The organism is Paenibacillus glycinis, assembly GCF_009909185.1.
GTDB lineage: Bacteria > Bacillota > Bacilli > Paenibacillales > Paenibacillaceae > Paenibacillus_Z > Paenibacillus_Z glycinis.
Genome location: NZ_JAAAMV010000010.1, coordinates 125,828 through 149,227, shown reverse-complemented (window position 1 = coordinate 149,227; position 23,400 = coordinate 125,828). Strand labels below are relative to the sequence as shown.

Here is a 23,400-nt window from a genome sequence, read left to right as displayed (position 1 = left end):
CTCCTATTCGCATGTTGTCTCGACGGCGCCGACGATGGCGGCGGCCGCATGACCGTTGACGGACACGCCGACGGCCAGCACGTGCTGCATGACGCCCGGCTCCACCCATTCGGCGGCGGCGGCGAGCAGGAGCATCGAGCTGATCGATTCCCCATATCCGTATTGCTCGTTCAAGCAGACCGCAAGCACGTTCCGGTCCGCGAATTGATCGAAAATCGCCTTCAAATACGCCGCCTCTTCGCCCGGACGACCCGCGGTCCCGAGCAGCACGCCGTCGATCTGATCCAGCCGCAGCCCCGCCTGCGACGCCGCTTCGCGGATGGACCGGCCCAATGCTTCGGCCGACCGCGCGGTGAACGGAAACTCGCCGCCGGCCATTCCGAAGCCCTTCAATTCCGCTTTTACCGGCGTTCCGTCGCGCAAGGCGGCCTCCATATCGGCCAAGGCCAGGCAAATGCCGCCCTCCAGCGGATGATGCGCGCTTGCCTTCAAGCCCTTCGCGCGGTCGATTCCCGCCGAGAGGCCGGACCACTCGTCGCCCGCCGCGATCAGAAACCGCTCGTGCACGCCGCTCCGGATGCTGCCGCATGCGTAGGCCGCGGCAACGATGCCTTCCGTGCCGCCGCTGCTCAGCGAGCTGCTGAACCCGCCGAGGCCGAGCTTCTCCGCGGTCTTCCCCGCAACGGAATTGATCACCGTATGCGGAAAATGAATGCTGCTGGCGAATTCCGGCCCGTTCTCGAACACGCTGTGCAGAAACTTGCCGATGCTGTCCGTGCTGCCGCGGGACGTGCCGTAGACGAACCCGGTCTCGCGCCCGGCTTCCCGGCCCTCCGGCCAGCCCGCATCCGCGATCGCCGTCTTCGCGGCCCCGATGCTGAATTGGCACAGCCGGTTCATCCGTCGCTCGTACAGCTCGGGAGCGAACGCCTTGAGCGAGAAGGCGCAGGCGCCCGGTTTCTCCTTCGCGCTAGCGGGAGCGGCGGCCTGCCTGTCGGAGATGGCCCCTTTGCCGACGCCGCCTCCCAGCACGGAACCGATGCCGACGATGCCGATCCTCCGCCGCGGCGCGTAGCGCGGCGCGGCGGGATTGGGATCCTGCGAGGCTTTCGCCGGATGCGTTCGCGCCACGATGGACGCGTTATGGCCGCCGAAGGCGGAATTGTTGTTGAGGATGTACTCCGGCCTCTTCTCCATCATCCGGTTCGCAATGATGCTTAACCCCTCGCAGCCGTCTCGCGGTTCGTCGAAATGCAGCGTGGCCGGCAGCAGTCCGTGACGGATCGCGTACAAGGAAGTCGTGAACTCGATCGCCGCCGCGGCCCCGAGCGTATGGCCGAAGTAGCCCTTGCTGGAGCTGAGCGGGAGCTCGTTCAGCCGTTCCCCGAACGCCAGCCGGAGTCCCTTGATCTCGGCCTGGTCGTTGGCCTGCGTGCCGGTGCCGTGCGCATTGACGTAGCCGATCCGATCCGCGGACGTGCCGGCGTGGCGCAAGGCCATGTTCACCGCCGTGCCGATGCCCCGCCCTTCCGGGTCGGGCGCCGTCTCGTGGTATGCGTCGTTGCTCAGGCCGTAGCCGCAAATCTCCGCGTAGATCGTCGCGCCGCGGCGCAGCGCCCGCTCGAGCGGCTCCAGGACGACGAACGCGGCGCCTTCGCCCAGGCTGAGCCCGAAACGGCTGGCGAACGGAGAGGCCGGCACGGCATTCAAAGCGCGCAGCACGTTAAAGCCGGCATACACGGAATGCGACAGCGGGTCGGATCCGCCCGCCAGCATGACGTCCGCATGGCCCCAGCGGATCATGTCGTACGCGTAGCCGATGGCATTGCCGCTTGCCGCGCAGGCCGTGTGGATCGTCGTCACGGGACCGTTCAGGCCGAGATGCGCCGCCAGGTCGTCGCCCTGCTGATAGAATGGATAGCGGGCCGTCCGGGTCTCGTCGAGCGCCGTCACCGTCCACTGCGCTTCAAGCGACAAGATGCCGCCGTTGCACGTGCCAAGCGCCGCGCCGATGCGCCGATCGTCGCCGATGTTCCCCTTCAAGCCGCTGTCGTGCAGCGCCTGATCCGCGGCGACGATCGCGTACTGCGCGCACAGATCGTACTTCTCCCGCTCCTCCGGCGTGAAATAAGCGCCGTCCGCGATGGCCCGGTTCAACTCCGCGCCGATCTCGCTGTGAAACCGAGCCGTCGGGAAGCGTCTCACCGGCCCGATTCCCGTCCGGCCCTTCCGCATATTGGCGAGCACTTCGTCGAACGTGTCGCCGAGCGCGCTGAGGATGCCCATCCCCGTAACGGCTACGCGCGCTCTGTCCTTGCTTGTTGCCATGCGATTACCCCCCGCTTGCGCTTAAATCCTTGTAAGCTATGTTTCGCTCCGATATGCCCGTCGCGTACGGCGCGAGCCAGCGGTCCAGCATCTTGCGCATGAACGGCGACTCGCGGTTGACGGCGAAGATCGCGTTCGGAATATTCCGCTCCAACTGAATGAGCACGGATTGCGCGACCAGCATGAACGCGACGCCGGACAAGCGGTATTCCGGCGCGATATAGACGCTGTCGTAGAGCAGCGTATCGCCCGCGATCCGGTACGTCATGCACCAGCCCACCGTTTTCCCGCGTATGCGCAGGCCGAGGCTGTTGCTCTCCTCGAGCGTCAGCCTGGTCTTGAACGGGGACAGGAACGCGGGATACAGGCTGCCCTCGAGCTTGGCCAGCCTGTCCTTCTCTTCGCCGCTGAGCTCATGCCAGTAGAAGGACCGCATGCCGGCCGGCATGGCCGTCTTGCGAATCCAGGACGCCTCGGCGATCCGGGCGTCCGTCTTGTAGACCTTCCCGTCCATGATCGGCTCCGACCAGCCGCCGCGATTCAGGAACGCCTCCAACGCGGGCGTAATGGCTTTGCCGGAATAATACACGAAGGACAGCTTCGCGATGCCCATGCCGCGCAATATCGCTTCAGCGCGATGAAACAGGGCGGAGCCAATACCGCGCCGGCGGAACTTGGCCGCGACGAAGACGGAGACCACCTCCGCCGCCGCTTCGCGGACGTTGATCACGAGCAGCCCGGCCGCCTCCTTCATGTTCCCTTCGGTCCATTCCGCGCCGACGGCGATCGTGCCGCCCGCCTGATCCAGCCCGCGGAGCAGGGGACGCGCGTATTGAAAGGTCAACGATTCGTACGGCGCGCTTCCCGCCGCATCCAGCCGATTTACGATGAACATGACAATCCCCCTCGGTTTAATCCGTCTGCAGCTTGCCGCCCCGCCGCGCTCCCGGCTCCGATCCCGGCGACGCTTCCTCGTCTGCCGTTCCGCCGGCGATCATGACGGTCGACGCGCAATTGAGCATCACGTTGGCCGCCGTCACGCCGGGATCGATGATGGGATTCACCGCCATCAGCAGAATGACTCCCGTCGCGTACGGCAGCTGCAGGGGACCGGCGATCAAAGCGATCATCGCGATGGACACGATGCCCGGCGAACCCGCGCCGGCAACGGCCGTCAAGATCGCGCCGGCCAAGGCGACGAGCAGGCCTTCCGGCCCGAGCGGCACCCCGTACAGCTGGGCGATGAACACGATGCCCGTCGTATACGTCAGCACCATGCTGTACCGGCATAAAACGATGCCGAGCGGCACGACCAGATTGACCGTGTTCGCGTTCAGCCTGAACCGGTCCCGCAGCGCCTCCAGCACGTAGGGCATCGTGGCGATGCTGTTCTGCGTGCCGAACGCGATCCAGAGCGGCTCCTTCAACCCGGACAGCGTCCGGAGGAAGCCCTGCCCGAGCTTGACCGAGACGACCATGACGCCCAGCAGGAGCAGCAGTAGGCTGACCGCATAGATGCAGGCGATGTACTTGACCATGGCCAGCAGCAGGTCCGCGCCGGCGCCGGCGATCTGTCCGGCCATCATGCAGAACATGCCGACGGGCAGCATGTACATCGCCCAGGCGATGATGCGCTGGAATGCCTTGAACAGCAGGTCCGTCATCAGCAGGAACTGGTCGCCCGCATGCACCGAGAGCAATCCGACGGCGATGCCCACCACGACGGAGAAGAACAAGATCTGCAGGCTGTCTCCCTGCCCGAGCGCGATGAATATATTCGACGGGATGAGATCGAACACGAATTGGAGCAGCCCGTTGCCGGACGCGGCGGGATCCGCGGATTCGGCGGCAGGCTCGCGATCCAGCACTTCCCGGCCGAGCACCGTTCGCTGATCGGCCGAGAAGCCCTCGCCGGGCTTGCCGAGCCAGCCCGCGCCGAGCCCGAGGATGCCGGCCAAGAGCAGTCCCGCCAGGAACACGAGGATCATCCGCCGCAGCACTTTCCCCGAATTCCTCGACATGAAGAGCCGACCCACGCTCGATACGATCGCCGTGACCATGATCGGGATGACGCACATCTTGAGAAAGGATAAATACAAGTTCCCGTAAGGAACGAGTTCCGTGGCGAAGCGCGGCTGATACAGGCCGACGACGACCCCGGCGCCGATCGCCCCGATGATCGCCCAGATCGACTTCAGCCACCGGGGAGAGAAGGGAATGCGTTTCATGGGATGCACCGCCTATTGTAAGAGGAATCGTGTATGATCGACTTGACGTTCCGCCTGTCGAGCGCACGGACCGCCAGATTTTTTTCGATGGCCGGTTGTTGCCTTGGAAGAACGGACGAAAGGTGAAAAAGGCGGCCTGCGGAGCCGATCGCCGCGGTCGGGATTCGCTCCGCCAGGCCATTGCGGATACAGGTAATCATTCGCATGGCCGATTCCGGGCGAGGTTATCGCCGGAACCGCATGCTTGCTCTAACGAATCGGATGATGACGAATGAATTATTGGCCCAATGCCGCAGGCAGCATCAGGATTGCTCCGATCGCCGCGCCCGCGTTCGCTTCCGAGCTATTGCCGCGGAAGCCGGTGTCTTCGCCGAACATGGCCAGCGCGCCGGATCCCACGCCGCTGAAGAAGTCGCTCGCGCCTTGCTTGCTGCCGCCCGCGACGCTTTCCAGCTCGCTTTCCATCAGTTCGTCCGCTTCCGCCGCGAAGGCCGGCAGGATCAGGTTCAGATGGTTCGCGGATTGATCCAGCACGCCGATCTTGAAGCTTGCCGGCACCTCCAGGCCGCTCTCTTGTTGGATGGCGGCATGGATGTCGCTCACGCACAGGTTTCTGAATTCCAGGTCCGTCGCCGCGCGCGCGCCTACTTTTCTTACCGCTTCTTCCACTGCCTCTTGCGTCCAATTCATGATTATTGCCTCCTTGGGTCATGGTTTGGTATCGTAACCCGGCGAATCGCCAGGATGAAGATCAAGCTAGCCGGCACCCCTGAAAGGGGCCTTGGTCTGAAAGGAGGTAGTACTACTCGGCCGTCGGCGGTTTCTCGGGTATAACAAAGCCGCCTCCGACGGGTTTAACGGGCATGATGCCGATGCCGCCGAAGATCGGGACGATCCCGATGCTGTTCTCCCAGCCTCCGCTGCTGCCGCCCGCGACGCCCTCGAGCTCGTTTTCCAGGAGCTCGCCATCTTCCTTGGCGATCGGGGGCAGGATCAGGTTCAGATGGTTCGCCGATGCATCCAGCACGCCGATCTTGAAGCTTGCCGGCACCTCGAGCCCGTCCTCCAGCCGAATCGCGGCGCGGATGTCGCTCGCGCACAGGCTTCTGAACTCCGCGTCCGTCGCCGCTCTTGCGCTTACCTTTTGAATCGCTGCTTCCAGTGCTTCTTTCGTCCAGCTCATGAATCGCGCCTCCTGCATAATCGCTTTGTCCTGCATGTTCTGCTGCTTCGAGCGCTGCCATCCCCGGCATTCAAGCAGCCGGGCTTTCCCGAAGAAACCCCGCGCCTGCGGGATGCCTCCGGGAACGCTCATGACCGGCGGCCGGGAATCAACCTTTGCCGAGCGAAATGACGGTGCCGATGACGTTTCCTGCGATGGCTTCCGCGCTTCCGTCGGTCGGAATGCCCACGCCTTCCGCGATGCCGTTGAAGAAATCGGTCGCGCCGGACTTGCTGCCGCCCGCCACGCTCTCCAGCTCGCTTTCGAGCAGCTCGTCTTCTTCCTTGGCAAACGGAGGAAGAATCAGGTTCAGATGGTTCGCGGATTGGTCCAGCACGCCGATCTTGAAGCTTGCCGGTACCTCCAGGCCGCTTTCCTGTTGAATCGCCGCATGGATGTCGCTCACGCACAGGCTTCTGAACTCCGCGTCGATCGCCGCTTTCGCGCCTACTTTCTTGACTGCTTCTTCTACTGCTTCTTTGGTCCAGCTCACAGATGGTTCCTCCTCGAAATGGTTAAATTTATCATCGACCCGGCCAGGTAGCCGGGAGAATGAACGAATGAAATGTCCGGGATTCGGGAGCCTGGCCGATTCGCCAGTTTCGTACGACCTCGAATCCCGGGCGGGCCTCAATTTCCGCACCGCGTACCCCCGGCTCTCGGCGCCATCGCGGCACGCGGCGTTCGAATACAACTCGGCGGTCAAACCTCGGGCGGCTCGCATGCCCGCTAGGCCAGCTGCCGTTTGGCCAGCTCCATGAACAAGCCGTCCTGCTCCATCAGTTCCGCGTAGGTTCCCGCCTGGACCAGCCGGCCTCTGTCCAGCACGAAGATGCGGTCCGCGTTCATGATCGTGCTGAGCCGGTGCGCGATGACGACGCGCGTCGCGCGAAGCTTCTCGAGGCTTTCGCTGACGATCGCCTGCGTGCGGTTGTCGAGCGCGCTGGTCGCCTCGTCGAAGAAGAGGATTTTCGGCCTCCTGGCGAGCGCCCGGGCAATGAGCAGCCGCTGGCGCTGACCGCCCGAGAGCGTGCCGCCCCCCTCGGAGATGACCGTGTGCATGCCCATCGGCATCTGCTGGATGTCCTGATCGAGCCCCGCCATGCGCGCCGCTTCCCATGCGTCCTCATGCGTCAGATTCGTGGAGCCGACGATGTTGGAATAGATATCGCCCGCCATGACTTTGCCGTGCTGCAGCACGACGCCGAGCTGGCTGCGGACGGAACGGATGTCCAGCGATTTCATGTCCTGTCCGTCGTAGAAGACGGAACCCGACTCCGCCTTCTCGAAGCCGAGCAGCAGCCGGAGCAGCGACGATTTGCCGCACCCGGAGGCGCCGACCAAGGCGACGAATTCCCCCGGGCGGATGGTCAAGGACAGGTCGTTCAGGATCAGCGGCTGCTCCGCGGCGTAACGGAAATTCACGTGCCGGACCTCGATGCCGCCGGCGAGCTCGCCCGGATCTTCGGCGGCCTCATGCGCCTCGGGCACCGTTTGCAGGATCGGCTTGGTGCGTTCGAACAGCGGCACGATGTTGATCATGGACACTACGGCGCCCGACATGTTGATCATCGCCTTCAGGAAGGCCGTGAACGCCGAGAAGAAGGCGATGAACTGGCCCGCGCTGAGCCCCTGCGCATTGGTCGCGACCAGGTAGAACAGCGCGATCGAGGTCACGATGGGGTAGAACGCATTGAACACGGCATGGATGTCGCTGACCCGCCTTGCCCGGAACGAGGTCTCCTTCATCTCTCCGAACAGCTTGGCCCACAGGAAGAACGCCCGCTTCTCCGCCCCCGCCATCCGGAATTTCGAGATGCCGTCGATGATCTGCAGCACGGTTCCCGTCAGCTTGCCCTGCGCCTGCAGCAGCACGCGCTGCTTGCGAACCTGCACGATGCCGATGACGACGGTCACGAGCATCGGGACGATGACCAGCACCGCCGCCGCGAGCGCCAGCTTCACGTCGTAATGGAACAAGAGGAAGAAGTTGAAGACGGAGAAGATCCCCGTGAACACCGCGGTGACCGCTACGCCGGACAGCATCTTGCGGATCGCGTTGATGCTGTTCGCCCGGCTGGCCAAGTCGCCCGCCGTGAACTGGCGGAAGAACGACGCCGGCATGTTCAGCAGCCGGTCCCAGACCGCCGCCTGGATGGAGCCGTCCATCTTCCCCTCGATGCGCAGCATCGCCAGCGAACGCGTTACTTCGAACAGCGCCGTCGCCAGCGCGATCGAGAGCAGGATCAGCCCCATCTGCAGCAGCGGGCCTTGATCCGATGCCGGAATGACGGAATCGAACAGAATGCCGTTCGCGATCGGAATGAACATCGCGAGCAGGCCGCTCGCGATGCCGAGCGCCAGCACCTTCGCGAAGTCCCGCCGGATCGACCGGTGCGACCCGAACTTCAAAATGTCCAGCACGGACAGCGCATGGGCGGGGAACGGGCGATAGAACATATGGGCGACCGTCTCCAGCTGCCCGGCGAGCTGCTCGGTGACGACGGTTCCCTCGCCGCCGCCGGCATCGATCAGCCGGTAGCCGGCCGCCCCCGAGGGAACGAGCGCGACCGGATGTCCGCCCTCTTCCAGAAAAGCCAGCAGCGGCCCGTTGTCCGTCCGCCACCAGTCGTCCTTCAGCATGACCTGGCGCGAGCGGAACCCGGACGCCTTGGCGATCTCGCTGACGGGGTCGCGCGACTTCCGCAGCCGCGCGGCCTTGGCCGGCAGGACGTTCAAGCCGGCCGCTTCGCCCACGCGCCGGGCCGCGACGTACAAATCGTCGCCGGTGCGCGCGTCCGCGGCCGTGCCCGCAGTCGGGCCGCCGGTAATGGAAGCGAGCCGGCGAAGCGCGCGTTCCATGACGGCGTGGTCCTGCTCCGTCTTCAGCTTCAGCCGCTCCCGCTCGAAGCGCTCCTCGAAGCGATACATGCGGCGCAAGCAATCCGCGATGCCGCGATGATAATCGGACAAGCCCTGCAGCTCCGGATCCAGCTCCAACCACTCGAGCGTCCCGTGGACGGACAGGTTCGACGGAACCGCAGCCGTCATCCAGTCGGCCGCCGTTAGCGGAAACAGCGCGCCCGGGCGATCGACCGCGAGCTCGGCGTCGCCCATCCAGTGCAGCTCGCCTTCGTTCAGGCGAACCCAAGCCGGCTGCGACGCGCGCAGAATCGCCTGCGCCGGCGCCTCGGCCGATTCGCCCGGCGTCAGCGCGACGAACGCTTCCGCGGGGTCCGCGCCCGCGAGGGCCGTCGACCACGCTTCGATCCAGGCGTCGATCGACCGGGCCGCGGCTTCGCGCAGCTGCCGCGATTCGGACAGCGCCGCGACGAACGCGGCCCGGTCCATGCGAAGCAGCCGGGTGCCCGTCAAGCCGGCGATCAGCATGCCGGCCGAGCCGTTCTTGCCGTCGCCGCCGGCATGGTAGCCGTATAAGAGCCGGCCCGGCTCCAGGCTGAACAGGAACCGCCGCTGGCGGACGACTTCTTCCTCGTGCAGCGATACGGCAAACACGTCCGCATGGCCGGCCTGCACCAGCCAGACCTCCGCTTCGTCGCGGATGATCAAGGGCCGGTTGCCTTCGGCGCCCGCCGCGGAGCCGCGTTCCTCGAACAGCCGCCGAAGCTCGGATATTTCCGTTTGTATCACCGTCTTCCGCTCCTTCCGATCTATATTAATGCTCCTGAATCAGCTTGGCGTACGCGCCGTTCTTCGCGAGCAGCTCATGATGGGTGCCCCGCTCCGACACCTTGCCCCGGTGCATGACGATGATCTCGTCCGCGTCGCGGATCGTGCTGAGCCGATGCGCCACGATCAGGCAGGTGCAGCCTCTTCGGCGGATGCTGGCATCCACGAGCTGTTCCGTCTTCGGATCGAGCGCGCTCGTCGCTTCGTCGAGCACCAGCACGGACGGATTGCCCGCCAATGCCCTGGCGATCTCCAGCCGCTGGCGCTGGCCGCCGCTGAAATTGCCGCCGCTCTCCTCGATCGCGTGATCGTAGCCGCCGCCGCGGGAGCTGATCTCGTCGTGAATGCAGGCGTCCTTGGCCGCCCGGACGATATCCGTCTCCGGGATGGTCGCGTCCCACAGCGACAAATTTTCCTTGATCGTGCCTTCGAAGAGATGGATATCCTGGTCCACGACCGCCACGGAGTTGCCGATCAGCTCCCGCGGGAGCTGTCCCCGCGCCGCGCCGTCGAAACGGATCTCGCCCGACCACGGCTCGTAGATGCCCGCGACCAGCTTCGCGACCGTCGATTTCCCGCTGCCGGATCCCCCGACGAGCGCGACGCGCGTGCCCGGCTTCAGCTTGAGGCTGAAGTTCTCGATCAGCGGACCTTCCAGCCGGTTGTAGCCGAAGGTGACCTCGCGAAGCTCCACGAAGCCCGACAGCTTGGCGCCGATCTCCGCATCATGCCCCGCTTCCGTCTCCTCGGCGCCGGCGGCCGACTCTTGACGGCCCGGCCCTTCGAGCGCCTCCCCCGGCGAAGCCGCCAGCTGCGCGTCGAGCTTGTAATTGAGCACGTCGTCCAGCCGCTTCAGGCCGCCCTGCGCTTCCTGCATCGAGCTGCCCAGCTGCACCATCTGATTGACCGGTTCGATGAAGCTGGCCATCAAGCTTTGGAACGCGACCAGCATCCCGACCGTCATGACGCCGTCCATGACCTGGAATCCGCCGACGGACACGATCACCGCCGTGCTGATGCCGGACAACAGGCCGGGCACGGCCGACAACAACGCCGACGAGACGCCCAGCTGCTGCTGCGATTGCAGCAGCTTGCTCTGGTAGCCGGACCATTTGGCGAAGAAGTCGGATTCCGAGCCGCTCGATTTCAAGGTCTCGATGAGCTGCAGGCCTCCCATGGATACGCCCTGCATCTTGCCCGTCTCTTGCAGCAGCCGCATGTTCTGGTCGACCCGTTTCTTGGAGACGAAGCGCAGGAAGAGCACGTTCACCAGCGCCACGGCTACGGCGATCGCCGTGAGCAGAAGGCTGTACTGCGTCATCAGCAGCAGATAGAAGACGATCATGATCGAATTCAGCACCGCCACGGCCAAGTCGCCCGACAGCAGCTGGGCCACGCGGTCGTTGATCATGACCCGCGAGCCGATCTCGCCGCTGTAGCGCTGCGAGAAAAATTCGATCGGCAGCCGCAGCACATGCCAGAAGAACCGCCCGGACGTGCTGAGCGAGAATTTCATCTCCAGCCGCAGCAGATAGCTGCGCTGGAGCCAAGTGAGCGCGGCGCGCATGAACGCCGTCGCGACCATCCCGAGCAGGAGCGGAATCAGCCAATTGCGCAGTCCGCCGAGCAGGATGTTGTCGATCAGCACTTTCGTGAAGACCGGTATGACCAAGCCCGGCACGACCAGGAACAGCCCCGCCAGGATAACGTACGCCAAGGCGGATTCGGAGCCTTTGAGCCGGCTGCCCAGCGCCTTCAGCATGCCGGTCTCCTGGCCGACGCGCCGATACTGCTCCGACGCCGCGAAGGTGAGCGCCACGCCCGTGAACGACATGTCGAACTCTTCCGCTGAGACGACCCGCGGACCGGCCGCCGGATCGTTCAAGTACACCCGGTCGCCTTTGAAGCCCTCCAGCACGAGGAAATGGTTGAAATTCCAATGAATGATCATCGGGAACGCCATGCTCCGCAGATCCTCGGGATTCTTCTTGTAACCCTTGGCGGTCAGGCCGTATTTGCGCGCCGCCTTCAGGATGTTGTTCGCTTTGCTCCCGTCGCGGGAGACGCCGCATTCCACGCGTAGCTCCTCCAGCGGGATATGGCTCCCGTGGTAGCCCATGATGATGGCCAGCGCGGCGGCGCCGCATTCCACGGCTTCCATTTGCAAAACGGTGGGCGTCTTGACCCGCTTCGGCGCGTGGGGCTTGTTCCCCGTGCTACCCTTCGTTTCCATCGGATGTCAGCTCCATTTTCACTTGATCTGCGGAATAACGGACGTGATCGGCTTCTGCTGCTTCACGATGATGGAAGCGGACATCAGCGTGCCGCTGTCGATCTCGACCGGCGGCCCTTCTCCGGTGGACCATTTGTACCCGCTGACCGTCCGGGGATCCAGGATCGGCTCGATGCGCACTTCCAGCAACGCCGCGGCCCTGCCCGACAATTCGCCCACCAAGGCCTCGTTGCCGAGCGTCACGAGCATCGCCTGCGCGGTCACCGGAAACTCGGACACGGAGGTCACGCGGCCCCGGATGAAGCCGAACTCCTCCCGGTTGACGGAGCTCGGCGCGATCTCCGCCTGCATGCCCGGCAAAATCGTCTTCCCTTCCTGCAGCGACAGATACAGCACCGCCTGCAGCGCCTTCGCCTGCTTGTCGCCCGACTCGATCGTCAGCAGGGGCATGCCCGCGCCGATCGTCGCGCCTAATTTGGAACGCACCTCGAGCACGCGCCCCGTATAGGGGCTGACGATCCGGGTCGCGTTCGCATAATCGGATCGGGCACTGTCGATGGCCGACCGTAGTCCTTCGATCTGGGCGGACAGCACGGCGGTCGGCTCCTGTTTATAGCCCGCCTCCGCCGCTTGCAGCGATTGCTCCAGCTGGCCGAGCTGACCCAGCAGCGCCGGCTGCTCGATTCGGGCCACGACGTCGCCCTTGTTCACGTAGTCGTTCTCGACCACCCGAATGTCGGTCAGCGTCCCGTTCGCCTCGGAGAAAATATTTTGCAGGCCGCCCGGACGGATCAATACGCCCTGCGAGCCGATCTTCGTGCTCATCGTGCCGCCGAACCCCCATGCGATCGCCGAGGCGAGCAGCACGCCGAGCGCGACGAGCGCCAGCCAGCCTTTCGGGGAAGTCACCTTCATCAGCGTGTCGAGTTGTTCCGGCGAAGACAATCGTTCCACGGAGACCTTGCGAAAAACGTCGGTTTTCATCCGATTGCGCTCCTTTAATTGAGATAGTCGAACTTGCCGCCCGCGACCTGCTTCAAAATGATCGGCATGTCGCGGACGTCCCCGTTGCCGTCGAAGGAATGGAGCCCCGAAGCGCCCTGCCAGGAGCTCGTCTCCTTCAGCGCCTGCGTCAGCTTCGACGGCTCGCGCGAGCCCGCCTTGTCCAGCGCGTACGCCAGCAATTTCAGCGCGTCGTAGCCCTGCGCCGCCAGCTTGCCCGGTTCTTCGCCGTACTTGGCCTTATAATGCTGCACGAATTGCCGAACCGTATCGTTGGCGGCCGACGGATTGAAGATCGAGGCGACGACCGTGCCCTCCGCCGCCGCGCCGGCCGTGCCCGCGAGCGCCGCCGAATCCAGCCCGTCCCCGCCGATCACGGGCACGTCGAGTCCCGCTTTCCGCAGATCCGCGATGAACGAGGCGCCGTCCGGCATGACCTCCGCCACGAAGATCGCATCGCAGCCGAGCAGCTTCCATTTGTCCGCGATCCGCCGCAGGTCGTTGAGATCCTTGTAGTCGGACAGCCGGTCGATCGTCTGCATCCCCAGCGATTTGGCCCCGTCCTCGAACGAGTTGGCCAATCCGCGCCCGTATTCGTCGTTCGTATAGAAAATCGCCACGTTGCGGTAGTTCTTGGAATGGGCGTATTCCGCCATGGTCGTGCCGATCTGCGTATCGTTCGGAATCGTCCGGAACACGCGGTCCAGCCCGGCGGACGTAAGGCCCGGCGCCGTGGAGGACGGCGCGATCAATGGCAAGCCTGCATGGTCGTACACCTGGGCGGCCGGCACGGTCACGACCGAGCTGCGATGGCCGATCACCGCCGTCAGCTTCGGATCGTTCGCGAAAGCTTGCGCGATCGTCAAGCCGTCGGTGACGGAAGAATGGTCGTCCTTCTCCAGCAGCCGGATCTTGCTGCCCAGCACGCCTGTCTCATTGATCTCGTCCAAGGCGAGCTCGAGCCCCTCGCGAAATCCTTCGTTGCGGTCCGCGAACGGCCATGCAACGCCCACGAGGATATCGCCGGACTGTTTGCCCAGCGTGCGTTCCCGTTCCTGCGGCATGCCGCCCGCGCTCGAGCAGGCGGTAAGGAATACGGTAAGGAATAGGATCATGGCGGCCGCGATCATCGTCGCTTTTGTTCTCATCGGTCGGTGTCTCCTTTAACTCGTTACATGTCTTGGTGCCACAAAGCTTACCGCGCATTCCCGCCTTTTGTCGTATAACTTAAGGTATATTTTTAAAGATTCGGCTCGAAAATGCTCAAAAAACCGCGAATAATGTCCTAGATGGACACTACTCGCGGCTATATCGGCTTCCTCTGGCAAGCGGAAGTTATAGATGCGAAAGTTACAGATCGTGCAGGTATGGAAGTTACTATGGATGTTGCTATGGAAGTTACGGAAGTTACGGAAGTTATCGATCACGCGGTTATAGAAGCTGCGGACGTTATACTTGCAACTTGCCTTACTCGGAATCGCCCAGCAGCTTCATGCGCTTGGCTTCGAGCACGGCCTTGGCGCGCCGGTTGACGTTCATCTTGCTGAAGATCCGATTGGTATGCTGCTTCACGGTGCCGATGGCGATATGCAGCCGCAGCGCGATCTCTTGGTTGGACAATCCGAGCGACATGAGCTGGAGGATCTCCAGCTCCCGGTTCGTCAGCGGATCCATCGGCAGGCCCGGCTCGCGGTCCGCCTGCGCGGCTTGCTCCTCGGCTGGCCCGCCACCCTGCCGCGCGGACTTCGCGGCCGCCTGCGCTTCCTCCGGCGGAAACAGCTTGAGCAGGAACACCGTCTGCGTGGCCAGCATGCGCAGCATGTCCAGCCGATCGGCCGCAAACGCGCCGGCTTGCTGATTGTGCTCCAGATACAGCACCGCCGTCAGCTGATTCTGGAACCGCAGCGGCAGGCACAGCATCGAGCGGACCCGGCAGCTCATCACGTACGGATCGCGCGCGAAGCGGCCGGCGGCCGCCGCGTTGTCCAGCAGCACCATCTCGCCCGTGTTCGCCGTGTACCGAACCGCCGGCAGGCAGACCTCGTCGTACCGCTCCAGCGGGATTCGGCCGCGCTGCATGCCGCCGCGGCCGTCGACCGACACTTCGACGAGCAGGCGCTTTCCCTGCTCCATGACGAAGCAGCCGCGCTGCGCGCCGGCCTCGCCCATGACCGCGCGCACCAGATGCTCGATCAGCCTCCGCTGGTCGGATTCCACGGCGATCGATTGAAACGCCTGCTGCACGACCGACAGGTCCGGCGCGGCCGGCGAAGCGCCCCTGTCCGCCGCGGCGGCCGCGACGGACAGCATGCCCGCCTCCCCTTCCGCGGCTTGCTGCCCGTCCAACCCCTTGTAATGATCCGCGTACAGCGCTTTGACCTGCTCGGCCTTGCGGGTCGCGCCCCAGTCCCGGTAAAGCGCGTACGCCTCGATCAGATAGCCCCGCGCCGTCATTTCCCTTGCTTGCGCGACATAGAACCGCCCCGCGCATTCGCAAGCCATCGCGGCATGGGCAGCATAACCGCCGCGCTTCGCCTCGCGGACGGCCGCGTCGTACAGATGACCCGCCCGGTCATGCTTGCCGCTAACGCGGGCGATTTCGGCTTCCAGCAGCAGCGCCTTGTGGCGGATATGCGCGGAGCACTTGCCGGCCGATCGCTTGAGGCCGGTTAAACAGTCCTCGGCCGCGCGCAAGTCCCCGGACTGGACGGGCGTCGAGCGGGACAGCAGCTCCAAGCCGTGATACAGCTCGTATTCGGACCGGTGCAGGTAATGCGTGGCATCCCGCGCATGCTCGCGGGCGATGGCCGCCCCGCGCAGCGCCAGCTCGCGGTCGCCGAAGTGGAAGCCCTCCTGCAGCAGGCAGAGGCCGTACTGGTACAGGAGGTTCGATTCCATGCCGGAGGCGGCGATTTGCCGGAGCAGCTCGCGATCGTCGGGACCCGGATCCGTGTCCGGAATTCTGCCGTTCATCGCCCGCACCCAGCGGCTCAAGATCGCGACGAACGGCAGCAGGTAATGATTTTGCGTATCGGACAGCAGCTTCCTGTATTCCGGTAGCGTGGCCTCCAGCCGCGCCAGCTTGCCCGTCAGATGCAAATTGACGAGCAGCATGACGATCGAATGGCCCGTAAAGAACAGATCGCCGGCCTCCAAGCCGAAGTCGATCGATTTCCGGAAGCTCGCCTCCAGGTCCCGATCCTCGTCCTCCATGATGAAGAACATGACGCCCATCGTCAGATGCGCCCGGCACAGAATGGAGGGCTGGTTGTAAGCGGCGGCGATCTTCATGCCTTCCTTCAGCGAAGTCCGCGCCAGCCGCAGATCGCCGAAGGCCTGGTTGATCACCCCGCCGAAGCTGCCGAAGGCCGCCGCGGCATGCGGGAAATTCCCGTAGCGCAGGGCAAGCCGGACGCATTTGTACGTCAGCGCGCGGAACAACGGCCTGTCGCAGATGAACGCCGCGCCGGAGAGCTGCGTCAACACCTGCAGGGCGAGGGTCACGACGGGATCCGCCGCCGCCGCCGGCCTTCCCAGCCTGCCGACTTTGCGGCGCAGCTGCTCCTTCGTGACGTACAGCTCGGCGAGCCGCTTGGCCTTGCCGGATTCGGCGGACACCCGGATGCCCAGATCCCGCAGGCATCCGAGGCCGAGCGCGATGCCTTCGGCCATTCGTTCCGTGTGCAGCAGGCGGTTGATCTCGATCTGCTGCACCCGCATGCGCTCGTAGGCGTTGCGGGCGCGGTCCAGCAGCGCGCGGTACGCCTCTTCGGCCGCGGGCTGCCAGCCGATCATGTACTCGCATTCCAGCAGGTCGACGAACATGTCGAAGCAGCCTTCGAAGCTGCGCGTCCAATGCTCCTCCCCGATGTAGGCGGCCGCCGCGCGGAAGTAAACCGCCGCGGCTTCGTAGGCGGTCGCGGACTTCGCTTTCCTCCCCGCCCCGGCGTTCGCTTGAACCAGGTATTCCCGGTCGGCGGGCAGCAGCGCCAGGCGGCTCCCTTTGTTCAGATGCCCCGCGGCGTCGAACAGATGCCGTTCGCGGGCGAGCGGATCGGGATGCGCCAGCCAGTACTTGCCGGCATGCCAGTGCACGCGCTCGCTCTCGGACGGATCGAGCAGCGCGTTCGCCGCCTCTTGCAGCCGGTCGTGCACGAACCGGATTCGGCCCGCTTCGGATTTGTCCTCGGCCGCCGCTTCCGCTCCGAATCCCGCATGCAGGATGAGCTGCCGTTCGATCGCCGGCCGCAGCACCTCCAGCGTCTGCCGCGGCGTCTCCCGGCGCCAAGAGGAAAGCTGCTTCAACGGGCTTTCTCCGCCCAGGCAGGACGCCTCGAGCAGCGCTTGGCGCGTATCCTGCGGCAGACGGTTGATGCTGTCGGTCATGTAATGCAGCAGCAGATCGGCCTGCCCGGGGCCGCCGGACGGATTGGCATCCTGCCAATTCCATACCCACCGGTCCTGGCGCTCGTCGTAGCGAAGCGTCCGCTCCTCCAGGCTCCGCTGCAGCCAGCGGCGGAACAGGAACGGATTCCCGTCCGACTTCAGGAACAGCGCATGCGCGATCTCGTCGGCGATGTCGTCGTTCGCCCGCAGCGTGTCCCCGACGATCCGCCGCAAGTCCGCGGGCGTGAGCGGCTGCAGCGCCAGCGACTGCACCGCGACCCCGGAGGAGGCGATCGCCTCCAGCTCTTCTTCGATCCGGCCGGTCGGCGCGTGGACCCGGTCGCGGAACGCGCCGATGAGCAGCAGGCTCTGGCTCTGCGGATCCGTCATGAACGAGCGGATCATGCGCCACGATGCCCCGTCCGCCCACTGCAGGTCGTCCATGAACAGCACGAGCGGATGCTTTTGATGGCAAAATACTTGAATGAACCGGCGGAACACGAATTGGAACCGTTCCATGGATTCCTCCAAGGACAGCTGCTCGACCGCCGCCTGCTTGCCGATGATCCGCTCCATCTCGGGGATGACGTCCGTAATGACGCCCGCATTGGAGCCGAGCGCCTGCGCGATGGCCTCCCGCCACTGATCCAGGCTTTGCTTGTCTTCGTTCAACAATTGCTCCGTCAGCTCGCGGAAAGCGGCGATGAGCGGAGACATCGGAGTATCCTGCTGCAAGGGCTCGAATTTGCCGGCGATCAGATACGCTTGTCCCAGGGCGATCCTGCGGGTCGCTTCTTGGATTAGCATCGTCTTCCCGATGCCCGAAGGGCCCGACACGCAGATCATCTGGGTCGATCCGAGCGTGGTCCAATGAAAGGCCTCTCCGATGCGCGCGACCTCGCGATCCCTCCCGTACAGCCCGTCCGGCAACCCGTATTCCTGCGCCACTTCCGTCGTTCGAACTCCCGTTTCCACCTGAACACCCGCCTGATTTTCATATCTTCTTTGCGTCTAGCATATCATTGTTCGTTCCGCCCCGGTTACAATATTCGACATTTTCCCGCGAAAAAGAGCCTCCGCATCTCGCGCAGGCTCTTCCGCTCGTTCTTCGATTCTATTTGCCCAGAAATCCTTCTTCGAAAATCTTCAGCAGGTACTCCAGCGTCGTCGGATCGCTGTAGGTGGCCGCTTCGGTATCGATCTCGATCACGTGCTTGTTCTTGACGGCGGGGATGTCGTTCCACGTCGCGGTCTTCATCATCGCGTTGTCGCCGGCCGAGCTTCTGCTGAGGACGATATAATCGCCGGCATACTGGGGGAGGACCTCCGGCGACAGCGTATAGTAGCCCGGACCGAGCGCATCCTGCTTCACTTTCTCCGGCATGGCGAGGCCCATCGCCTGGTACAGCAGCTCCGTGCCGCGCGCCCAATTGTTGCCGAAGACGTAAAAGTCCTTCGAATCCGTCTCGAATACGGATACCGTGGCGTTCTCGCCGATCTTCGCCTTGATTTCCTTGCCGGCCGCTTCCGCGCGCTGCTTGAAATCGTCGACCCACGCCTGCGCTTCCCGCTCCTTGTTCAGGAGCTTGCCGATCTCCAGCTGCTGCGCCAAATAATCCAGCTTGCCCCACGTGTACACGACGGTCGGCGCGATTTCATTGAGCTTATCGAGATTCTTCACACCGGTTCCGGCAATGATCAAGTCCGGCTCCAGCTCGATGATCTTCTCCAGATCTTCTTCCGATACGACCTCGACGCCCTTCAGCTTCTCGGTGAACAGCGGGTTCTTGTTCGTCCACTCGTCCACGCCGACGAGCTTGCCGCCAAGCGAGATCACGTTCGGCGCGTTCGTCAGGCCGACGATCCGCCGCGGGTTCGCCGGCACTTCGACGGGTCCGGTCTCCGATTGGTACGTGATCGTGCCGGCTGCCGCGTCTCCGGCGGAGGCATTCGCGGCGGCGTCGGCCGCCGGCTCGTTGGCGGCAGGCGCGCCGTCGTTGGCCGCGTTTCCGGATGAATCCGCCGCGCCGCTGCCCGTATTGGCGGCATTATTTCCGCATGCGCTGACGACAAGCGCCAGCATCAGAACGATGGGGATGAGAAACTTCTTCATGTTCGACTCTCCTTGTATGTAGGGCTTGATTCGAATTGATAATAGACGAGAATGATTATCAATATCAATACGTATTAACTATAATTGGCGTCCCCCCGCTTGTCAATCGCTTTTGCGTTCGTTCGCCGCATCCTGTTTGCAGACGCGAAAAGGAGCCTTCAGAAACATCCTGAAAGCCCCCGGCTTCGGCGCCCGTCCAAGAAACCCGCCATCCGGCTGCCTTTCTCCGTTACCCGGCCGACAGCACGTACGCGATCCAACAGACGTGATAAATCGCGATCAAGCCATAAAGCGCGGTCGCGAACGCAACCCCTTTACGCACCAGCACCCCGCTTCGCTGCCGCCGCAGCAGCGCTAACAGGACCACGGGCAGCAGGATCTTGAAGCCGTAGAAGAGAAAGCCGCTCGTCTCGTACAAGCTTCCCGCGACCGGATTCGCTTCCTGGATGGCCTGCATGCGAATTCCGATATCCGTTGCCAGCGCATCGAAGGCCGACAGCCCCAGCAGCAAGTATTCCAACCGCATCCGACTCCTCTGTACCGCCAAAATCCGCACGCCATCCACCTCCATTAATGATACAAATTGTATCACAAAATCGATGCCATGTCTTTCTTCCTGCTGCCCTTCCCTGCGCTTCAAGCTGCGCGCCCAACGCCAATCTATTAAGATTCCAAGAACTTTTGTCGAATAATCTTGCTTCGGCGCACGGAAACCAACACAATAGAGAGATGGCTGCACGCGACCGGTTCGTAACAGATCGCTTCAAGCTTCATGACATATCGTTGAAAGGTGAACCGAACCTCATGGATTTATCACACGCCGCCGGTACGAAGGCGGCCGTCAAGAAACCGTCCTCTCTCCCGCTGCTCTCGCTGACCGTCGGGGCGTTCGCGATCGGCATGACCGAATTCGTCATCATGGGCATTCTTCCGAACGTCGCCGAGGATCTGAACGTCAGCATCTCGGCCGCGGGCCAGCTCATTACGATGTATGCGCTCGGCGTCGCGGTAGGCGCGCCGATCTTGACGATGCTGACCCACCGCATCCCGCAAAAGCAGCTGCTCGGCTTCCTTATGGGGCTCTTCATTCTCGGCAATGCCATCTCCGTCATCGCGCCGAACTATGCCGTCCTGATGGGCGCCCGCATGCTGACCGCGCTGACGCACGGCACGTTCTTCGGCGTCGGGGCCGTCATCGCCTCCAGCCTCGTCCCGCCCGACAAGCGCGCCGGGGCCGTGTCCATGATGATGGCCGGCCTGACGATCGCGAATATCATCGGCGTGCCGCTCGGCACCTTCATCGGCCAGCATATGGGCTGGCGGGCTTCGTTCGCCACGATCGCCCTGATGGGCGTCGTCACGCTGGTCGGCATCCTGCTCTTCATTCCGAAGCTGAAGCAGGAGAAATCCGCCGGCATCCTGCAGCAGGTCGCCGCGCTCGCCAATCCGCGGCTGCAGCTGTTCCTGGTCATCGCCGTGCTGGGCAATGCCGGCCTGTTCGCCATCTTCACGTATATTACCCCGCTGCTGGTGGAAGTGACCGGATTCGCCGAGCATAGCGTCACTTGGATTCTCGTCCTGTTCGGCTGCGGCGTGACCCTTGGCAACATCCTCGGCGGCAAGCTCGCGGATTGGAAGCTCATGCCCACGATTCTCGGCCTTTATCTGCTCATCTGCGTCATTCTCGCGTTGTTTGCCTTTACCGTTCACAATCAAGTCGCCGCCGTCGCGACCATCTTCCTGTGGGGCGCCGCTTCCTTCGCCGTGTTCCCCGGGATGCAGGTACGGATCATGAGCCTGGCCAAATCGGCCCCCGCGCTCGCCTCGACCACGAGCCACTCGGCCGGGAACCTGGGCAATGCGACGGGCGCCTTCATCGGGGGCTCGGTGATCACGCATCTATCCTTGACGTCGCTCCCATGGGTGGGCGCCGTGCTGGTAGGCCTCGCGCTTACCGTAGGCGCGATCTGTCTCCTGCTGGACCGAAAGCCCTCCGCGGCCAAGTGATCGTAAAGCAAGCCGTGCGACAATCAATAATCGAAAATCTCCCTCATCACGCGCTTGAACGCCCATTCGGGGCTGAAGCGCTGCTGAGGGAGATTTTCTTATTCTTCGCTATTCCGATTGACCGAACACGCGGGAGGGCGACTAACGGTGCGCTTCCATGAACGCGACGATCGGCGCCGGATCGGCCAAGCTGTGCGGATGATGCCCGACGCCGGGCTTGACGATCAGCTCCAGCTGCCCGCCGAGCGCGCGGTAACGCTCCGCCAGAATGGCGGCGTTCTCCGCGAACGGGACGGCGGCATCCGCATCGCCGACGACGACGAGGATCGGCACGCCCGCTTCGGCCACGGGCGCGATCCGATCGAGCGGCGACGCCTTCGCCCAAGCCGCGTCGTCTTCCGGCAGGCCGTATACCGCCTTGCAATCTTCCCGTTCGCGAGGCGAGCGGGCGCCCGCCCCTTTGCCGCCCGGCCAGCTGCGGATGTCGAGGACCGGCGCATCCAGATACAGCGCCGACACCTCGCCCGGATAAGTCGCGGCATAATGGAAGGCATACAGCCCGCCCCGGCTGAAACCGAATAGCGCCGGCTTCGCCGAGAGCCCGAACCTCGCGGTCACGAAACGGCGAAACGCGTGCATGCGCGCCACCGCCCCGGGACAGCCGTACATATCGCTTAACCGGACATACGCAATGGCCCAGCCCCGTTCCAGCAGCGCGTCGTCCGCTTGGGCGAACGCGCCGAAAAATTCCGTCCGCCAGATCCACGGCCGGCCTTCCGCCGGCTTCCTCGGCAGGATGACGAAGCCCTCTCTTCCTTCCAGCATGAAGTCCGTCCGCTCGCCGCCCGGCCAGTCCGAGACGCGCCAAGCCAGCCGGAGCGCCGGATCCGAGGCGTGCTCGCGAATGCGCGCTTCCAGCGCGGCCGCCCGCTCCGAAGCTTCGGCCAGCGGAAGCGCGCCTGCCGTGCCGTTCGGGTTCGTATGGCCGACGTGCTCCTTCCAGGCCGCGCTCATCAGGCGATGCCGCTGCCAGATCAGCGAGAAATAGCGGGAACCCGCAGATGCTTCCTCCGTCCCATCCACGGATTCCGCCGATCTTTTCGGCAAATAATCGGGCGTCCGCTCCAGCGTCACGTTGAACAGTTCGCGCAGCAGCGCCTTGGCGATGATCCAATGCCCCGGCGCGAACGGATGGATGCCGTCTCCCGACGCATAAGCCGGATTAGCCTTCCGCGCCTCCGCGATTTGGGCCAGCATCGGCTCATGGATCGAGACGACCGCATCGGCCGCCGGTGTCTCGGAGGTCGCCGAAGTTGCCGGGATTGCGGAGGTCGCCGAAGTTGCCGAATGCGCGGCGGTCACCGAAGGCGCGGCATTTGCCGGAATCGCCGGGGTTGCCGGCGCGTGACCGGCAATCTCTTCGCCGTCCGCGTTGTCGACAGGGGGATCGCCTAGCGTCAGCACCCACTCCGCATAGCGGGCCAACACCTCGTCGTACCCCTCGTAAGGCCGCAGGTAGCTGTAATCCGGCTCGCCCGCCGGCAGCAAGCGATCCGCCGCCCCATCCAGCGACTGCGGATCGAACGGCGGCGGCGTCATGACGATCGCCTTGGCTCCGGCCGAGCGAATCTGCTCCAGCAGCCGCAGCATGCCGCCGCGATAAGCCGCGAACCGCGCCTCCGACAGCGGATGATAGATGCCGTCGTTCATGCCGTAGCAGACGACGACCCAATCCGGCTTCGTCTCCGCGAGCGCCCGTTCCAGCCGATCGTGCACGCAGGGACGGTGGAATCCATGCTCCGCCTCGCTGAGTCCGGAGGCAGTCTCGCTGCTGACGCCGAGATTGATCAGCGTCAGGTCGGTCTCCGGGGCGTGCAGCCGAAAATACGCGTCGATCAGCGCGATATAAGTGCCGTCCTCGGTGATGCTGTCGCCCAGAAACACGATCGTTTTCCGGGCGGGTAGTGCGGCGTCCTTGCCGAATAATGGTTTCATGGCAGCCCTCGATTAGAATGAAATTTTGTCGTCGTCGATTGATTATACGCGCGAACCCTGTCCGCATACAGACATGCTCGCGCCTCGCACGCAATGCGTTGTTGCGCGACATACGCCCTGCGACGATCGGCAGGATAATGGCGATCATATCACGCGCACGCAGTTTTTTAGCGGCATGTTCGAGCTCCGCCCCCCC

Annotated in this window: 15 protein-coding genes; 1 reads left to right on the top strand and 14 read right to left on the bottom strand. The window is 64.0% G+C overall.

Features of this window, described 5'->3' with window-relative positions:
* Positions 1 to 3: 3 nt before the first annotated feature.
* The 13 genes from GT019_RS14855 to GT019_RS14795 all read right to left on the bottom strand — a co-directional run bounded on the left by GT019_RS14855 (position 4) and on the right by GT019_RS14795 (position 19,722).
* Positions 4 to 2,328 (bottom strand): beta-ketoacyl-[acyl-carrier-protein] synthase family protein, encoded by a 2,325-nt coding sequence (locus GT019_RS14855; RefSeq protein ID WP_161743963.1) that lies wholly within the window; start codon positions 2,326 to 2,328, stop codon positions 4 to 6.
* A 4-nt stretch (positions 2,329 to 2,332) separates the two neighbouring features.
* Positions 2,333 to 3,223, bottom strand: coding sequence for a GNAT family N-acetyltransferase (locus GT019_RS14850; RefSeq protein ID WP_161743962.1), 891 nt, complete (start codon positions 3,221 to 3,223; stop codon positions 2,333 to 2,335).
* A gap of 16 nt (positions 3,224 to 3,239) precedes the next feature.
* A complete protein-coding gene (locus GT019_RS14845; protein WP_161743961.1) occupies positions 3,240 to 4,556 on the bottom strand; it encodes a dicarboxylate/amino acid:cation symporter in 1,317 nt (438 codons plus the stop codon).
* Positions 4,557 to 4,832: 276 nt separating this feature from the next.
* On the bottom strand, positions 4,833 to 5,246 hold the full coding sequence (locus GT019_RS14840) for a hypothetical protein (RefSeq protein WP_161743960.1): 414 nt from the start codon (positions 5,244 to 5,246) through the stop codon (positions 4,833 to 4,835).
* Positions 5,247 to 5,358: 112 nt separating this feature from the next.
* Entirely contained in the window at positions 5,359 to 5,739 is a 381-nt protein-coding gene (locus tag GT019_RS14835) for a hypothetical protein (RefSeq protein ID WP_161743959.1), read from the bottom strand.
* A 148-nt stretch (positions 5,740 to 5,887) separates the two neighbouring features.
* On the bottom strand, positions 5,888 to 6,271 hold the full coding sequence (locus GT019_RS14830; RefSeq protein ID WP_161743958.1) for a hypothetical protein: 384 nt from the start codon (positions 6,269 to 6,271) through the stop codon (positions 5,888 to 5,890).
* A 236-nt stretch (positions 6,272 to 6,507) separates the two neighbouring features.
* Entirely contained in the window at positions 6,508 to 9,429 is a 2,922-nt protein-coding gene (locus GT019_RS14825) for an NHLP bacteriocin export ABC transporter permease/ATPase subunit (protein WP_161743957.1), read from the bottom strand.
* Between the two features lie 25 nt (positions 9,430 to 9,454).
* On the bottom strand, positions 9,455 to 11,701 hold the full coding sequence (locus GT019_RS14820) for an NHLP family bacteriocin export ABC transporter peptidase/permease/ATPase subunit (RefSeq protein WP_161743956.1): 2,247 nt from the start codon (positions 11,699 to 11,701) through the stop codon (positions 9,455 to 9,457).
* Between the two features lie 18 nt (positions 11,702 to 11,719).
* Positions 11,720 to 12,685: an NHLP bacteriocin system secretion protein gene (locus GT019_RS14815; protein WP_161743955.1), complete on the bottom strand. Its 966-nt coding sequence runs from the start codon at positions 12,683 to 12,685 to the stop codon at positions 11,720 to 11,722.
* 14 nt (positions 12,686 to 12,699) lie between these two features.
* The gene (locus GT019_RS14810) at positions 12,700 to 13,851 is read right to left on the bottom strand and encodes an ABC transporter substrate-binding protein (RefSeq protein ID WP_161743954.1); all 1,152 of its coding nucleotides are present in this window, start codon (positions 13,849 to 13,851) and stop codon (positions 12,700 to 12,702) included.
* Between the two features lie 319 nt (positions 13,852 to 14,170).
* Positions 14,171 to 18,064 (bottom strand): AAA family ATPase, encoded by a 3,894-nt coding sequence (locus GT019_RS14805; protein ID WP_161743953.1) that lies wholly within the window; start codon positions 18,062 to 18,064, stop codon positions 14,171 to 14,173.
* A 139-nt stretch (positions 18,065 to 18,203) separates the two neighbouring features.
* Positions 18,204 to 19,202, bottom strand: a complete 999-nt coding sequence (locus GT019_RS14800; RefSeq protein ID WP_161743952.1) for an iron-hydroxamate ABC transporter substrate-binding protein — start codon at positions 19,200 to 19,202, stop codon at positions 18,204 to 18,206.
* Positions 19,203 to 19,431: 229 nt separating this feature from the next.
* A complete protein-coding gene (locus GT019_RS14795) occupies positions 19,432 to 19,722 on the bottom strand; it encodes a DUF5658 family protein (RefSeq protein ID WP_161743951.1) in 291 nt (96 codons plus the stop codon).
* 284 nt (positions 19,723 to 20,006) lie between these two features.
* On the opposite strand from GT019_RS14795, the gene GT019_RS14790 reads away from it, so the two are divergent.
* The gene (locus tag GT019_RS14790) at positions 20,007 to 21,209 is read left to right on the top strand and encodes an MFS transporter (protein ID WP_161743950.1); all 1,203 of its coding nucleotides are present in this window, start codon (positions 20,007 to 20,009) and stop codon (positions 21,207 to 21,209) included.
* 141 nt (positions 21,210 to 21,350) lie between these two features.
* Here GT019_RS14790 and GT019_RS14785 read toward each other — a convergent pair whose 3' ends face one another.
* Entirely contained in the window at positions 21,351 to 23,204 is a 1,854-nt protein-coding gene (locus GT019_RS14785; protein ID WP_161743949.1) for a GDSL-type esterase/lipase family protein, read from the bottom strand.
* Positions 23,205 to 23,400: the final 196 nt, after the last annotated feature.